General features: G+C 69.2%; 16 protein-coding genes. 9 read left to right on the top strand and 7 right to left on the bottom strand.

Features of this window, described 5'->3' with window-relative positions:
• The 6 genes from G6022_RS00475 to G6022_RS00450 all read left to right on the top strand — a co-directional run.
• The coding region (locus tag G6022_RS00475) for an AMP-binding protein (protein WP_182690865.1) at positions 1-1,306 on the top strand (1,306 nt) is incomplete at its 5' end.
• Positions 1,303-2,895 carry a sodium:solute symporter gene (locus tag G6022_RS00470; RefSeq protein WP_182638703.1) on the top strand — a complete coding sequence of 531 codons (1,593 nt, stop codon included), beginning with the start codon at positions 1,303-1,305 and terminating at the stop codon, positions 2,893-2,895. The genes G6022_RS00475 and G6022_RS00470, both read left to right, overlap by 4 nt.
• Positions 2,888-3,382 (top strand): hypothetical protein, encoded by a 495-nt coding sequence (locus G6022_RS00465; RefSeq protein ID WP_241730963.1) that lies wholly within the window; start codon positions 2,888-2,890, stop codon positions 3,380-3,382. Before G6022_RS00470 ends, G6022_RS00465 begins: the two co-directional genes overlap by 8 nt.
• A gap of 102 nt (positions 3,383-3,484) precedes the next feature.
• Entirely contained in the window at positions 3,485-4,006 is a 522-nt protein-coding gene (locus tag G6022_RS00460) for a DUF6328 family protein (RefSeq protein WP_182638702.1), read from the top strand.
• 100 nt (positions 4,007-4,106) lie between these two features.
• Positions 4,107-4,457 carry a hypothetical protein gene (locus G6022_RS00455; protein ID WP_182690863.1) on the top strand — a complete coding sequence of 117 codons (351 nt, stop codon included), beginning with the start codon at positions 4,107-4,109 and terminating at the stop codon, positions 4,455-4,457.
• A 37-nt stretch (positions 4,458-4,494) separates the two neighbouring features.
• Positions 4,495-5,007: a hypothetical protein gene (locus tag G6022_RS00450; RefSeq protein ID WP_182638609.1), complete on the top strand. Its 513-nt coding sequence runs from the start codon at positions 4,495-4,497 to the stop codon at positions 5,005-5,007.
• Between the two features lie 367 nt (positions 5,008-5,374).
• Here G6022_RS00450 and G6022_RS00445 read toward each other — a convergent pair whose 3' ends face one another.
• Both G6022_RS00445 and G6022_RS00440 read right to left on the bottom strand, forming a co-directional pair.
• Positions 5,375-8,086, bottom strand: a complete 2,712-nt coding sequence (locus tag G6022_RS00445; protein WP_182638608.1) for an ATP-dependent DNA ligase — start codon at positions 8,084-8,086, stop codon at positions 5,375-5,377.
• A 445-nt stretch (positions 8,087-8,531) separates the two neighbouring features.
• Positions 8,532-8,915 carry a zinc-binding dehydrogenase gene (locus tag G6022_RS00440; protein ID WP_017835832.1) on the bottom strand — a complete coding sequence of 128 codons (384 nt, stop codon included), beginning with the start codon at positions 8,913-8,915 and terminating at the stop codon, positions 8,532-8,534.
• Between the two features lie 203 nt (positions 8,916-9,118).
• Between G6022_RS00440 and G6022_RS00435 the strand changes: the two genes are divergently transcribed.
• Positions 9,119-9,496 (top strand): hypothetical protein, encoded by a 378-nt coding sequence (locus tag G6022_RS00435; RefSeq protein WP_182611159.1) that lies wholly within the window; start codon positions 9,119-9,121, stop codon positions 9,494-9,496.
• 65 nt (positions 9,497-9,561) lie between these two features.
• A complete protein-coding gene (locus tag G6022_RS00430; protein WP_347237773.1) occupies positions 9,562-10,059 on the top strand; it encodes an RES domain-containing protein in 498 nt (165 codons plus the stop codon).
• 223 nt (positions 10,060-10,282) lie between these two features.
• Here G6022_RS00430 and G6022_RS00425 read toward each other — a convergent pair whose 3' ends face one another.
• From G6022_RS00425 to G6022_RS00415, 3 genes are all read right to left on the bottom strand, one after another.
• Complete coding sequence (locus G6022_RS00425; RefSeq protein WP_182638606.1) at positions 10,283-10,732, bottom strand: hypothetical protein; 450 nt, start codon at positions 10,730-10,732, stop codon at positions 10,283-10,285.
• A gap of 30 nt (positions 10,733-10,762) precedes the next feature.
• Positions 10,763-11,728, bottom strand: a complete 966-nt coding sequence (locus G6022_RS00420; RefSeq protein ID WP_182638605.1) for an NADP-dependent oxidoreductase — start codon at positions 11,726-11,728, stop codon at positions 10,763-10,765.
• A gap of 209 nt (positions 11,729-11,937) precedes the next feature.
• The gene (locus tag G6022_RS00415; RefSeq protein ID WP_347238135.1) at positions 11,938-12,588 is read right to left on the bottom strand and encodes a hypothetical protein; all 651 of its coding nucleotides are present in this window, start codon (positions 12,586-12,588) and stop codon (positions 11,938-11,940) included.
• A gap of 196 nt (positions 12,589-12,784) precedes the next feature.
• Here G6022_RS00415 and G6022_RS00410 point away from each other — a divergent pair, with 196 nt between their 5' ends.
• On the top strand, positions 12,785-12,961 hold the full coding sequence (locus G6022_RS00410; protein WP_182618152.1) for a hypothetical protein: 177 nt from the start codon (positions 12,785-12,787) through the stop codon (positions 12,959-12,961).
• A gap of 117 nt (positions 12,962-13,078) precedes the next feature.
• On the opposite strand, the gene G6022_RS00405 is transcribed toward G6022_RS00410, so the two are convergent.
• Together G6022_RS00405 and G6022_RS00400 are read right to left on the bottom strand one after the other, a co-directional pair.
• Positions 13,079-13,846: a sulfite exporter TauE/SafE family protein gene (locus G6022_RS00405; RefSeq protein WP_241730962.1), complete on the bottom strand. Its 768-nt coding sequence runs from the start codon at positions 13,844-13,846 to the stop codon at positions 13,079-13,081.
• A 69-nt stretch (positions 13,847-13,915) separates the two neighbouring features.
• A complete protein-coding gene (locus G6022_RS00400; protein ID WP_182639032.1) occupies positions 13,916-15,016 on the bottom strand; it encodes a leucine-rich repeat protein in 1,101 nt (366 codons plus the stop codon).
• Positions 15,017-15,036: the final 20 nt, after the last annotated feature.

The following is a 15,036-nucleotide window of genomic DNA, read 5'->3' as shown; positions in this document are numbered from 1 at the left end:
CTGGTTGCCCGAGCTGCGCACCGTGCTGGTCAGCGGCGATGCGGTGCCCGAGACGGCGTCGTCCGCTGCCGGGGCGATGCTCGCGGCTGGCACGGCCCCGGCGACCGAGGCGGGTGCGCTCACCGTGCTGCCGTTGTCGGTGACGGACTCGGCCGACCTCGCCGTCGTCGTCGCGGATACCGGACCCGACGACCCGGCCCTGCTCATCTACACCTCCGGAACCACCGGCCAGCCCAAGGGAGCCCTGCACGGACACCGCGTGGTGCTGGGGCACATGCCCGGAGTGGTCCGCGCGCTCGACGGGTTCCCCCGGAACGCTGCGCCGGGCGAATCGGGCGACGTGTTCTGGACCCCGGCCGACTGGGCGTGGGCCGGCGGGCTGCTCGACGTGCTGCTGCCGAGCCTCTACAGCGGTGTACCCGTGGTGGCGTCTGCCCGGCGGCCCAGCCCGGAGACCGTGGAGCACATCCTGCGGCGGCACGGCGTGACCTGCTCGTTCCTGCCGCCGACCATCCTCAAGATGATGCGCGCCTCCGAGGTGGACTACTCGCACACCGGGCTGCGGGCCGCGTTCTCCGGGGGCGAGGCGCTGGGCGAGGCCGTGGCCGAGTGGGCGCGCGAGGCGCTGGGCGTGCAGGTCAACGAGATCTACGGCCAGACCGAGCTCAACCTCATCGTGGGCACCTGCCACGCCGAGTTCGCGACCCCGCCCGGCTCCATGGGCCGACCGACGCCCGGTTTCGAGCTGGTGCTGCTGGACGAGACGTCGCGACCGGTCGCCACGGGCGAGGTCGGCGAGGTCTGCGTGCGCCTGCCCAGCCCCAATGCGTTCTTGCGCTACTGGAACGCGCCCGATAAGACGGCGGAGAAGACCTTGGGGGGAGTCCTGCACACCGGGGACCTGGCGCGGGTCGACGACGACGGGCACTTCTGGTTCTCCGGCCGCAACGACGACCTGATCTCCTCGGCCGGCTACCGAGTGGGCCCCGGCGAGATCGAGGACCAGATCCTGCGCCACCCCTCCGTCGAGATGGTGGCCGTGATCGGCGTGCCGGACGAGCTGCGCGGAGAGGCGATCGTCGCCTACGTCGTCCCCGCCGAGGGGGTCAGCGGCACCGACGAGTTGGCCCGCGAGATCCAGGCCTTGGTCAAGGAGCGCCTGGCCTTCTACCAATATCCGCGGGAGGTTCTCTTTCTCGACGAGCTGCCCACCACCAACACCGGCAAGATCCGCCGCGCCAAGTTGCGCGCCGACCACGCCCGACCGACATCCGACGCCCGACCGACCCCTGAGGAACCCTCATGAACAATCCCGTCGTCATAGGCGTCGTGCTCGCCTATTTCGTGCTCATGTTTGCCATCGGCGCGTGGGCCAACACCAAGATGAAGTCGGCCAAGGAGTTCCTCGTCGCGGGGCAGTCCCTGGGCTTCTTCGTCATGGCCATCGCCAGCTTCTCCTCCATCCAGTCCGGCTGGGGCATGGTCGGCGGCACCGGCCAGACCTACGCCTGGGGCCTGCAGGCGCTCATCGCCGTGGGGCTGTTCGCCCCGTTCGGGTTCGCCGCCGCCTGGTTCCTCCTGGGGAGCCGACTCAACTGGATCGGCAAGAAGCACAGCGTCTACTCGGTACCCGATCTCATCCGCGTCCGCTTCCAGGACCGGACCTCACACGCCACCATGTCGGTCGCGATCTTCATCGCCTCCGTCGCCTACATGACGGCGCAGGTCACCTCGATCGGCGTGATCATCTCGCTGCTGCTGGGCACCTCGATCCCGACCAGCGTGTGGATCGGCTCGATGGTCGTGGCCGCGTACACGATGGCCGGCGGCATGCTCGCGGCCGTGTGGACCGACCTGGTGCAGGGCGTGCTCATGGTGGTCATGTCCGTGGGGCTGTTCTTCTTCGCCGTCCAGGTGGCCGGCGGGTGGCTCCCCATGCTCGACACCATCTCGGCCGGGAGCGCGGAGATGCTCTCGATCGACGGCGTCCAGGCGCCCACCTACATCTTCGCCTTTGGTCTGTTGATCTTCGTGGGCGCCGTGGGCCAGCCGCAGCTGCTCACCAAGTTCCTCATGCTCCGCGACATGACGCAGCTCAAGTGGGGTGCCGCCGTGGCGGGTATCGCCTACGCCATCACCACCCTGTTCTCCGTGGGCATCGGTCTGTCCACCCGCTCCATGACCCTCACCGGCGACGCCCCGGAACTCGAGAGCATCGACGACACCGCCATCTGGTTCCTCGACTCGGTGACCAACCCGATCGTCGGCGGCATCGCGCTGACCGGCCTGCTGGCCGCGATCATGTCCTCGGCCTCGAGCTTCATCACCATCGGCGCCTCGTCGATGATGCGCGACCTCCCCGGGGCGTTCGGCATCAAGGTGGTCCGCGAGCTGCTGTGGAGCCGGATCGCGAGCCTGACCCTGGTGGTGCTGTCGGTCCTGCTCACCCTGTTCCTCTCGCAGGTGGTGTTCCTGCTCGGCGCGCTGGGCTGGGCCGCCTTCGCCGCAGCGATCGTCGGCCCGGTGGTCATGTCCATCTACTGGCATCGCGCGACGGCCACCGCCGCGACCGTCACGGTGGCGTTCGCGATCCTCGGCAACATGATCATCACCTCCCTGGCCGCGCGGGACATCATCTCCGTCCCGGCGTTCATGCAGGTCGGCGGCATCTCGCTGCTCGTGTCGATCGTGCTGTTCTACGTGGTGTCGATGATGACCACCAACCGTCACCCCGACGCCACCCTGGAGTTCCTGTACGGCGGACGCAGCGCGGTGACCGACCCGCGGGTGAGTGGCGGGGCTGCCGCCCCGACCGCAGCGTCGACGACCGCAGCGTCCACCTCGACCGCCAGGTCCACCTCGACCGCCTCCACCGAAAGGAACGACCATGTCTGATCACGCCACTGATCCCGCCTCGGATCCCACCGCACGCGGCCGCGCACTCGACGGCGGTCTCGACAGTGCACTGGACCCCGCGGACGCTCCGGAGCCTGATCACAAGCGCGCGGGCATCCTGATCCACGCGTTCGTGGCAGTGGCCGCCTTCGCGCTGCTCGGGATGTTCACCGACACGTGGCAGATGGTGTTCATCGCCGTGCCGCTCTTCGCCGTGATCATGATGCTCCTCGGCTCCCTGCACTCCGACGGCTCGTGGGAGAGGGTGTCGACCATCGCGATCGTCGCCTACTGCGCGGGGCTGGGCGTGCTGGTGTTGTGGTCGATCCTCACCGCATCCGGGGACGCCGTGCTCTGGGGCCTGCCGATGTCGATGGGAGTGATCTTCTATCTTCTCTGGCCGTACACCGCGGTGGGCGCCGGTCTGCTCTACGCCCTGGTCTTCGACCGCACGATCGACGAGAAGAGGCTGGCGGCCGCGGCCTGAGCGCCGCCGCCACGTCGTGTGGTCGCTCCGCGGATGTGCTGGGAGCGCTTCCGTCGCCGAGCCGGGCGGACGACGATGGAGGCACGCGGCGAAGGGAGCGACATGGACGTCGAGGGCACCGGGGAACCCCGCGAGGACCTGGCCGTGGAGCGCGACGAGACCGAGGCTCAGCGGATCGACCGCAACTGGATCGAGCTGCTCCAGGAGCTGCGCATCGTCCAGACCGGCGGCCAGGTCCTCACCGGCTTCCTGCTGGTGGTGCCGTTCCAGGACCGGTTCGCGGACATCGGGGGCGGCGGTCGCGCCCTCTACCTGGTGGTCCTGTCGCTCGCCCTCGCCTCGACGGTCGTCCTGCTGGCCCCGGTGATGATCCACCGCGCGGTGTTCCGCTCCCACCGCAAGGACCGGGTGCTGCGACTGTCCGCGACGCTGGCCCGCGTGGGCCTGGCCATGCTCTCGATCGCGTTGGTGGGGCTGGCCGCGCTGGTGTTCTCGCTGGTGCTCGGGACGCTGCCGGGCTTCGCGGCCGGGGCGGCGATGGCGGTTCTCGTGGCGGTCATGCTCTTCGTGGTGCCCGCCCGGGTCCGCCATCACACTGCGACCAACCCGTACGTCGCCGACTGATCTGCGGGTGTGTCCGGAATGACACGGCGCCTGCCCCTCCTGGTGGGACAATGGGGTCCGTTCCGGCCCGCGACAGCGCAGGGGGAGGTGGCCGTTCCCGATGGCGTCGATGGAGATGTACTCCGGTTCCGTTGACCGGCAGCAGAACGCTGCCGCCAAGCAGGCCCGCACCCGACTGGACGCGGGGCTGCGCGAGTGGTCCGGCCACCGTGCGGCGCTGACCGCCGACGGGCTCGGCCGTAATCCGCTGCGCCGGGTGCCGCGAGGTTGGCCGGAGGCGACGGCCACCCGGGTGGAGGTGGCGGCGAGAGAGGCCTGCGTGATCGACGAGCAGGGCGCGCAGACCGAGGCGTCCCGGCTGCTGTGGTCGGCCACGGCCAAGCTCGTCGGCGCCGGGGTGGCGCTGGCGGTCCCGCTGGGGATCGTGCTCGCGCTGGTGGTGGGGTCATGAGGGCGCTCGGGGGTCGCGCCACCGGGTGGGGGACGCCGTGCTGAGGCTCCTCGTCCCCGTGGTCGTAGGCCTGCTGTTCCTGGCGGTGATCGCGGGCTGGTTCTGGTACACCACGTGGCTGGTGCGGTCGGCGATCGACGAGCTCGCCCATCGCCGCAGACTCCTGGCCGGGGTGGATCCGCTGCAGGTGACGGCGACGAAGTCACTCGCGTCCGCGGAGGCCGCACACGACTCAGCCCACAGGGCACTGTCGCTGACGGTGGAGGCCTGGTACGACCTGCGCGAGAGCCGGGCGGTGGGGACCGCGCTGGTCGAGAGGTTCCCCAAGATCGAGGAGAGGGCAGCGCGGGACCCGGAATTCCTGGACGTGCTCGAGGATGCCGACGCGCTGCTCAACTATGCCCGGCCGGGGTCTGATCCGATCGACGAGCTCGTGAGACGGACCGCCCGGATGGATGAGCTGAACCTGCGGCTCAGGCACCTGGTTCACCAGTACGACGCCGCCGGGAAGCGCGGGTTCGGACGATTCTTCCCGCAGGGTCGGCAGTAGTCGCGCTGCGCGCGGGCCGAATATTGGCGGGGGTCGCGGTTGTGCGCTGCTCTCGCGGCTCGGTGCTGCTGTTGCGGTTCAGTAATGCTCGGTTCGGGACGCGGGTAGCCCCCGCGTAGTCACCGCCAGCTGAGCCGGGTAGCCCCCGCATTTTGGTCGTGCTCAGCGCGGCGAAACGTCCCACTTGGCGCGGTAGCCACGACCAAGAGCTCGGTAGCGGCGACCGATACGAGGGGAGCGCGAGAGGGCATCCGCACGATGAGTGGTTGGCGCGAGGGCACCCGCGCGGTGAGCGACTTGAGCGAGGGGCTGCGCGTCGCAGGTGCGACTCGGGCGAGGACCCGGGCAAGAGCTGCGACCAGCTGAGCTACAGATCCCCCGGCAGCTTGTCGCGACGGATGTCCCGCCACGTCGATTGCCGCAGCACCCCCTCCTCGGTGAATCCCTGGTGTCGAACTTCCACCACGAGCTTGGGCAGCACCCAGACGGCGTCTCGGCGGGCATCACTGGGCAGGTCCTCGAGGAACGGACTCGAGCGGCGGCGCAGCGGCTCGAGCTCCTCGAGCAGAGTCTTGCCCTGACGGTCGCTGAAGCCGGTGCCCACGCGGCCGATGTAGGTCAGCCCGGTCTGGGCGGGCAGCCCGAGCAGCAGTGAGCCCAGTGAGCCGGATCGCCCGCCCTTCCCCGGTCGCCAGCCGCCAATCACGGCCTCTGTGGTGGTGAGCAGCTTCTCCTTGAGCCAGGTCTTGGCCCGCCGGCCCGACTGGTAGTGCGAGTCCCGGCGCTTGGCCACGATGCCCTCCCAGCCGAACTCCTCGGCCTCGTCCAGTGCGCGGTCGCCGGGGCCGTCGAGAACCCCCGGCACGTGCACCCGCTCGACCTCTTCCAGGGCCGGAGTCAGCAGGTCCAACACCTCGCGACGCCGATCCCACCGCTCGCGGCGCAGGTCCGCGCCGTCGAGACCCAGCACGTCAAAGACGAACAGGTGCACCGGGCCGATCGACGAGGCGTTCCCTTCCGCGGCGGCCTGCTTGGCAAGTGCGGAGAACTCGGGTACGCCGTCCGGGCCCGGCACCACCAGTTCGCCGTCGAGCACCGCCGGCTTCCCGATCGCCTGCGCCAGCCCGGGGAACCCGTCGGCCAGCCAGTCCATCGAGTTGCCGTTGCGGCTCATCAACCGGCTCTGTCGGCCATCGGTCGCCACGGTCACGCGGTAACCGTCCCACTTGCCCTCAAAGGCCCACTTGTCCTCGGGCAGGTCCGTGACCGAGCCGGCCGTGGGGATCATCGGCAGCGGGGGAGCATCGGGGCGGCCGGACATGTCCGAGTCGCGGGTCGGCTCATCGTCCGGGCTGCGGCCAGTCGACTTGTTCGAGCCACGGGAAGGCGACTTGTCCGAGCCGCGGGAAGGCGCCTTGCCTGACCCGCCGGAGCGATCATCGTCCGAAGGATATGACGACTTCGGGTTATCGCGGCCACCGTAGAAGGAGTCCGGCGACTGGTCCTTCATGTACTGCACGATCCACTGGTTCTTCTCGGCGCTCGTGCGCACCAGGACGTACCGGCCGGAGACCTTCTCACCGTTGAGCCGCACGATGATCTCGTCCTCGCGCCACTTCTCGCACTCGTAGGTGCCGCGGTCCCAGACGGTCATGGTCCCGGCGCCGTATTCGCCCTTGGGAATGGTGCCCTCGAACGTCTCGTAACCCAGCGGGTGGTCCTCGGTGTTGACGGCCAGCCGCCGGTCCTTGGGCTCGGTCGGCAGGTTCTTGGGCACCGCCCACGAGGCCAGCACGCCGTGATGCTCCAGCCGCAGGTCGAAGTGCAGACGGCGGGCGTGGTGCTCCTGTATCACGAAGATCGGGCCGTCGCCGTCGGAGCGGTCGGTGTCGACCTCGCCGTCGAACGGCTCCGGGGTCTTGCGGCGGTCGCGCTTGCGGCGGTAGTCCTCGAGGCTGGTCACCACCGCATCGGCGTCGGTCGGTCCGGCGTCGCAGCCCTCCTCGGCCGCCGCGCGGGTGGAGTCGTCGCTGCCGGACTCAGAGCCGCGGGAATCGGTGTTGGCGGAATCGGAACCGCCGCGCTCGGGGTCCCCGTCATCCGATGACGACGACGAGCTCTTCTTGCTGCCTCCCGACTTCTTCTGCCGCGATGCCGACGACGTCGTGGCGGCACCCTTCGTGGACGCGCCGCCCTTCTTCGCCGGCCCCTCCAGGCCTTCGAGCAGGTCGCCCTCGGACTCCAGCCGCTTGAGCATCTCGTCCCAGTGCAGGTGCGTGAGCCCACCGTCGCCGAGTTCCTCCCACGACCGCGGGGCCGCGACCCACGGCTCGGCGCGACCGCGCAGCGAGTAGGGCGCCACGGTGGTCTTGGCGCCGCTGTTCTGGCTCCAGTCCACGAACACTTTGCCGTCGCGGATCGAGCGCTTCATGGTGGCGGTGACCAGGTCCGGCGTCTGCTTGGCCAGGGACTGCGCGATCTGCTTGGCCACGGCGGAGGCGCCCTTGGAGGAGACGGCCTTGTCCAGTCGGGCGTAGAGATGGATGCCCTTGGAGCCGCTGGTCACGGCGTAGGAGTCCAGGCCCGCCTCGGTGAGGAGATCTCGGACGCGCAGGGCGACCTTCGCCGTCGTATCCAGGTCGACGTCCTGGCCAGGGTCCAAGTCAATGACGATGCGTCGCGTCCGCCCCGGCTCGCCGTCGGACAGTGTCCACTGCGGCACGTGCAGCTCGAGCGCGGCCTGCTGGGCGAACCAGGCCAGCGTGGCGGGGGAGTCGAGCACCGGGTAGGTGACGGTGCGCGAGGAGTGCTCGATCGCCACTCGCGACACCCAGTCGGGCGCGTGGGAGGGCAGGTTCTTCTCGAAGAAGGACTTGTCCTCGGTGCCGTCGGGCCAGCGCTTGCGCGTCACGGGACGCTGGCCGGCGTACGTCATCAGGTGCGGCGCCACGGCGAGGTAGTACTCCAGCACGTCGGCCTTGGTGGTGCCGGTCGCGTCGTAGAGCAACTTGTCGGGGTGGGTGAACCGCACGGTCCGCCCATCGACCTCGACCGACTCTTTTGTGCCCTTGCTCGCCATGGGTCCACTCTGGCACTCGAGTCGGACACTGGCGACCGGCTGCGGTATTCGCGCGGTTACCTAACTGCGCCGTCTAGAAGCGGCGCCTCGCGACTGCGCTCAATCCGGTCGGATCGGGTTGGAGATGGTGCATTGGTCGCCGCCTGTTCAGGCCGATCGAAGTCGGGGCCACTCATCGGCCGCCGGGCCAGCCGGCCATCGAGTTGGCGTTGTTCCTGGAATGCGGTGGAGTATCGTGAGGTGTGAGCGCGGCACCGTGGGTGTCGGGCGAGTCGCAAGGCCAGGTGCACCTGGGGCAGACCGGGACCCTGGCCTTACGCATGTCCGGAGTCGCGGACACCTCGAATAGTCGCTACGTGGCCTGCTCCTGCGGCCTCGTTGCGCACGTCGCCTGCTCCCCAGTAGAGAAGGTAAGGCTCTAGGCGACCCGTGACTGGCCCGTGCCTCACCGCGTGAAGTCGATGACCAACCGCCCCCGCGTCCCACCGGATTCGAGCCGCTCATGCGCCCGCCCCGCGTCATCGGGTGCGTAGCTGTCCGCAACGCGGCGTGTCACCACGCCGTCTTCCGCTAACTGCCGCAGTTCGTCGAGCTTGGCCTGCTCCTCAGCCATGACAGCCACGCTCACGGCATGAACCTTCAGGTCGCGGCTGCCGTCGCCCTGGTACCACCGCACCGTCGCCACGCCCCCGCCGGTCTTGACCGCGGGGAGTGCGGCGGCGTCCTGCACGGCTCCATCGAATAGGCCGTCGACCCCGTCGGGGTAGCGCTCGAGGATGCGGTCGGCGACGAAGACCCCGCTGATCGGGGCGATAGCGCCGCCTGGCACGTCGGTGTGGGTTGTTGGGTCTATGTGACGACGACGAGCCCGCCCTCTACCGGCTGACTTCTCGGCGCGGGTGGGGCGCGAGGGCCGCGAACGACTCATGGCCGAGTGACAGCGAGTGCTCTCGGCGCCCTGACACAAGGCGGGCATTTATGGGACATTGGAGGGATAAGAGAAGCGCGTCATCTTAGTGGGGAGCTACGGAAATGGCCACGGACACCAATGCAGGAGCTCGGTCGAGCGCGGCGCACCGCAGCGCCGTGACAGGGTCGATGCAGGACATCGCCCGCTTCCTGATCGATCACCTTGGCTCAGCGCTAACAGCGCACATCGCCGGGGTGGACCGGCGTACCGTCAGTCGCTGGGCTGAGGGGGCTGCAGCTCGCGCATCAGGAGAGGCGAATCTACGAGTCGCATTCCAGGTCTTCCAGCTGATCCAGACTGTCGATGCGCCGCAAACGGTGCGCGCGTGGTTCATGGGTATGAACCCGCAACTCGACGACGTCTCACCGGCGGAGGCGCTCGCAGACGGTCAGCACCGCGAGGTCATGGCCGCGGCCCGGGCGTTCGTGGCCGGTGGTTGAGGTTGATGGCGACTTCCCATCTCTCTGGGCCGGCTGTGGTTCATCCGCCGGCTAGCTTGTACCGAGTGGTCCGGCGTGGGCGCGAACTCGACCATTCTCGGATCAACGCTGCGGACGCCGCGCTCACCCGCTCGGGCAACCGCTTCGATGTGGCCGGCGGGGGCGTGCCGCAGGACTGGCGGGCGCGGCGATTGATGATCGAAGCGGCAACGATCGATCCGCTGCCATTCGTCGATGTCGAGGACCCTGACACCCACGAGTTCCTCACCTCGGCGATGGCACCCCAGCTCGACGCGCTGGGCGTGAGCGTTCTCGATGTCGCTGCGCTGCGCGGACGTAACAGGGCCGTGACGAGAGCGGTTTCCACCTGGATCTACGCAACCACCGACTCGAGTGGCGCGCCACAGTACTCGGGGATTCGCTACGTCTCGCGCCTCGGCAACCACGAGTGCTGGGCAGTATTCGACGGCACGGAGCTGCAGGTACGCAGACGCGAGGGGCTGGAGTTGAGTAATACCGCTCTCCAGAAAGTCGCTGGGAGCTTCGGGCTACGGATCTTCTAGCGCGGCCTGAAGCGACACGAGCGACTGCTGTTCGCAGGGCAACCGCCTGACCGTTCAGAGCGCCCCGGCCAACCCCCGATCCCTCGCCCCAGGAGGGTGAGGGCCCCCAGAGTGACGACGACGGCAACACGTCGCCCCGCCGTCGCGGAAACCCGCTCCGCGCACGGACGTGGAACGCGGAGCGCGGTCAGCCCCTACGTAACAGCTGCATCGACGTCGCCGGTCAGGCGTGGCTATTGATGAGGTCGTCCATCGACCGCCCCGATTGTCTCGACCACAAGCTGAACACCGCGCTGGTCATGGCCGCGGCCGCGTAGAGGGCGGACGCCAGCCCGTGCTCGCCGATCACGGTGCGAATGCCGGAGGCGGCGTCGCAGTCGAGCAGGACCGCATCGCACAGCCCGGCCATGCCGTCCGGGGCGTCGGGAAGCCGTGCGCTGTCGCCGACCTTGGCGATGACGGCGGCGGGCAGCTCCGGCGCCACCGACTGGGCGAGCTGGGCGAAGCGGGAGGCCACGGTCAGGGCGTCGGAGATCGGCAGGGGAGAGGCATCGACGGTCAGCTCCAGCGCCTCGAGGAGCTCACCAGCGGCCGAGGTGTCGCCGCGTGCGTGGGCGTATAGAACGGCCCGAACCTGCTCGACGGCGGCTTTGTGGCGCGGCGCGGTGCACATCACCGATCCGCGAGGCGACGTGCCCGTGCCTCACCTCGTGAAGTCGATGACCAGCCGTCCGCGCGTTCCGCCGGCTTCGAGCCGCTCGTGGGCCCGCCCCGCGTCTGCGGGCGAATAGCTGTCCGCCACACGGAGGGTGACCACGCCGTCTTCCGCCAGCTGCCGCAGCTCGTCGAGCTTGCCCTGCTCCTCGGCCATGTCCGCCACGCTCACGGCATGGACCTTCAGGTCCCGGCTGCCGTCGCCCTGGTACCACCGCACCGTCGCGACGCCTCCACCGGTCTTGACCGCGGGGAGTACGGCGGCGTCCTGCACGGCTCCGTCGAAGAGTCCGTCGACCCCGTCGGGGTAGAGCTCGAGAATGCGGTCGGCGACGCCGTCTCCTCGCCTGACTATTCTGTCGGCGCCGAGCGACCGGACAAGCTCTTCGTCCGCCTCGGACGCATCGGCAACAACTGTGAGGCCGGCCTGCTTGGCCAACTGCACGACGTAGCCACCGGTCGATCCGGCGGCCCCGGTGACCGCAAGAGTCTGTCCGGGCTGCAGGTCGAGGAGGTCGAGAGCGCGCCGAGCGGTGAGGCCGTTCATCGGAAGCGTCGACGCGGCGACGTCGTCGGAACCGCGGGGTACGGCGGCGATCGACTGCGCAGGCAGGACGATGTCCTCGCGATACGCACCGTGCTCGTCGCGGGGTACCACGATCCCCATCACCCGGTCGCCGACCGACAGGGAGGTCGTCGCCTCCTCACCGATCTCGACCAGTGTTCCCGCGATGTCCATGCCCGGGACGTCTGCGGCTCCGCGCGGAGTTCCGGTCTTCGACCGAGAACCGTTGCGCGTGTAGGTGTCGGTGGGGTTGATTGTTGCGGCCGTGACTCGCACGCGAACCTCGCTCGGCCCGAGCTCCTGGGCCGGGACGTCAACGACCTGCAGAGCGTCCGGGCCCCCGTAGGTCGTCACTCCGACGGCGCGGACGGGGCCAGCTGAGACGCTCATTGTTTCTCTTTCCCGCAGAACCGGCGAAAAACGGGGCGGTTCCGCTTGATTGTTGACACGAGTGACTACGTGTCCGCATGGTAACCGCGCACCCGTTCAGACCGCCGCGGCCAAGCCCCCGAGCCCCGCCCCGGCAGCATCAGCGCGCCAGCGGTCACCACCACCAGAGCACCCCGGCGGACCGCCGCCAGCAGATCGGGCCAGAGCGCTCAGCCCCTCCGCCGGAACTGCTGGGCGGCGCGGAGGGCCGCGTCGACGTCCAGACCTCGCCCGCCCAGGAGCGCCTGCGCCGTGTCGGCGCTGAGGTCGGGGCATTCTGCGAGCATCCGGTCGAGGTCCCGCGGGTCGGGGTCTGCCGCGGCCGGGCGGCCCCCGACGGACATCGTGAGTTGGTCGAAGATCTGCCTGAGTACGAGTCGGTCGTCGAGGAGCGGCAGGTTCAGGGAGGTGAAGCCGTCGTCGGCGCTGTAGTCGGCGCGCGTCCACGTGCCGCAGTCGTATCCGTAGATGAATCCGATCCACATGCCGTGGGTATCGATGCGCTCGAGGTAGTCACCGATCGCCTCCGCCCACCACGGGGGGCAGCCGGCCAGGAGGTCGGTCTCGGGCTCCCCGAAGTACTCCGCGGCGGATCGAAAGTACGTCTCGGAGTACTCGTGGTCGTGGCCGAGAAGCACTGCCCGCCCGTCACCGATAAAGCGGATGTCGGCCCAGTTGCCACCGCCGTCGTCGTAGTGCCAGGTCGAGCCGTCCGAGTAGGCGGACTCCGCCCAGCGCGGCCCGTACGCGGCGAGCACCGCGGCCAGTGCGGACCACCGTGGGGCCATCGTGTCGGGGCGGGGAAGATCGATTTCTCTCACGAGACGATTCTGGACGACGGAAGACCATTGTGGAGCCGTCATATCGGAAACCGGCGTCGACCTCGAACGGCGCAGTCCGGACCTATCGCGCCCCTCGTTCACCGGTGTTGTGTGCGCCACACCGCTGCTACCATCGGCCGGGCAGGCGCCAACGGCGCCACCTCACCACACGCACCCGCCCGGAAGGACGTCCACCATGGGTTCAGATGCACTCGGCTCGCTCGGCTCCCTCGCTATCGGATCGCTCGCGGCCCCCATTCTGGGATCGCTCGGCCTCGGCTCGCTGCTCCAGGGGGCCAGCAGTGGCAACGGCAGCGGCGCCGACTCGCTGACCGGAATGCTGCCCACCGACCTCCTCGGCGGCATCTCCTGACAAGTCGGTCTCTCCTGACCAGCTGAAAGGCCGGGCAGACCTCGGACCCAAGACCCCGGACCGCACCCGCGGCCCGGGGTCTTTCTGCGTTCCCACCGCGGTCCGGCCCACTGCGACTCAGATCACCCCGGCCACGCTCCCGACGCCTCGCACGAGGAGCGCGAGGGCGCCGGCCGTCACCACCACCACGGCGACCCTGCGTCCCGCCGTCGCGGTGACCCGCTTCGCCACGAGTCCGCCGAGGAGGAGGCCGACCGGCACCATCGCCACGACCAGCCCGATCACCGGCAGCGGCGGCAGTCCGGAGATCGGCGCTGCGCCCAGGCCGACCTTGGTGATGACCGAGGTCAAACCCATGGTGAAGAAGATCGGTTGCAGGGTCGCGGCAAAGGACCTCTGGCCCCAGTTGGTGGCCTGCGCGTAGACCAGCATCGCGGGCGCGGCCACGCCCACGGCGGTGTTGAGGAACCCTCCGGCCGTCCCGGCCACCGCGGCCGGCACTGCGCCGCTGACGGGCGGGATGCGCACGAGGGCCGTCATGAGCAGCGTGCCTATCAGGGCGGCCCCGATGATCACCTCGAGCCAGCTGCGGTCGGCGGCGCCCACCAGGAGCGCGCCGGGCACGGACCCTACGACGATCAGGGGCGCGAGGTGGCGGTACCGGCGCCAGTCGATGTTGCGGCGGAGCGTGATCCCGATGAGCACGGCGGAGACGGTGGTGGTGAGGTTGGTCAGCAGCACTCCGGCGACGGGCCCCAGGAGCAGGGTGAGGGTGGGTGCCACCACCAGCCCGACCCCCATCCCGCTGACCCGCTGCAGGACCGTACCCAGGATGACGGACGCCGCCGCGACAATCAGGAGGAGGGGACCGAGGTCGGCGGGCATGGGGAACAGCATTCCAGGTGCGCCTGGACGCGTGCCGTCGGTCACCCGGGAGTGGAGGCCCGGGGGAGGTCAGTCTCCGGGGACGGCCTCCAGGGCGCCGAGGCTGCCCAGGTTCAGAGAGGTCGAGCTCACGAGTGGGGGTCGGGTCGAGTCCTGGGAGTACTTCCAGCCGGCTCGCAGGGTGAGGTCCGAGGTGAGGGGCGCCTGGGGATCGAAGGGTCGCTTCGGGTAGAGCTGCGTGAACCACCCGGTGAAGACGTGCGACGGGCGAACCGGATCGGCCGGCATGGTCAGGGGGGCACCCGGCCAGACGATCTCGGGTTCGACAATCGACCCGCTGACACCGGTGTCAAAGGTCAGCGTGTAGGCGGGCATCGCGGTGTAGCCGTGCCACTCGGGGGTGGTGAAGCCCTGTTGAGGCGTCTGCCCCTGATATCGGGCGTGGAACGCCACGGTGAGTCCCGCGGCGGTCCCCAAAGAGGGGTATTGCTGGTCGGCTCCGGTGATCGTGGCCGGTGCCGGTCCGGTGAACCGGACCTGCGTCAGTTCGGGATTGAAGCCGAACGCACCTTCACCGATGGAAGTGAGGCTGTCGGGCAGCAGGACTGACGTCAACCGGTTCGCTTCGAAAGCCCAGTTGCCGATGGTGCCGAGAGACTCGGGTAAGGCGACCGATGTCAGGCGATTCGCACTGAACGCGTTAGCGCCGATGGCCGTAAGACCATCGTGAAGTGTTATCGATTCCAAATGGTTGATATGGAATGCACCGGCTCCCACGGAGGTGAGGCTCTCGGGGAGGGCGACCGACTTGAGCCGGTTCTCGGCGAACGCGTGGTAGCCGATGGTGGTGAGACTGTAAGACATGGTCAACGACGTCAAGTGGTTCTGGGCGAACGCGTGCCCGCCGACGGTGGTGAGAGTGTCCGGCAGGGTGAGCGATCCCAATTGGTTGCCGTAGAACGCCGCGTACCCGATCGAGGCGAGGGTGCTGGGCAGAGTCACAGAGGTGAGGTGCCGGTTGTCGCACGCATAGTCGCCGATAGCTGTGACGGCGTAGTCGACGCCCTCGATGGTGACGGTGTCCGGCACGCTGACCGTGGGGCCGGCGGTCCCGCAGGACGTGACGGTAGCTCCGGCAGTGGGGTTGCCCGGGGTCGCGACGTACGTCAAACCGTCGATGGTGGCGGGCG

Origin of the sequence: Dietzia sp. Cai40, from assembly GCF_014145165.1 — a bacterium.
Classification (GTDB): Bacteria; Actinomycetota; Actinomycetes; order Mycobacteriales; family Mycobacteriaceae; genus Dietzia; species Dietzia natronolimnaea.
The sequence above is the reverse complement of the archived record's forward strand: the minus strand, read 5'-3'. Positions and strand labels throughout refer to the sequence as shown.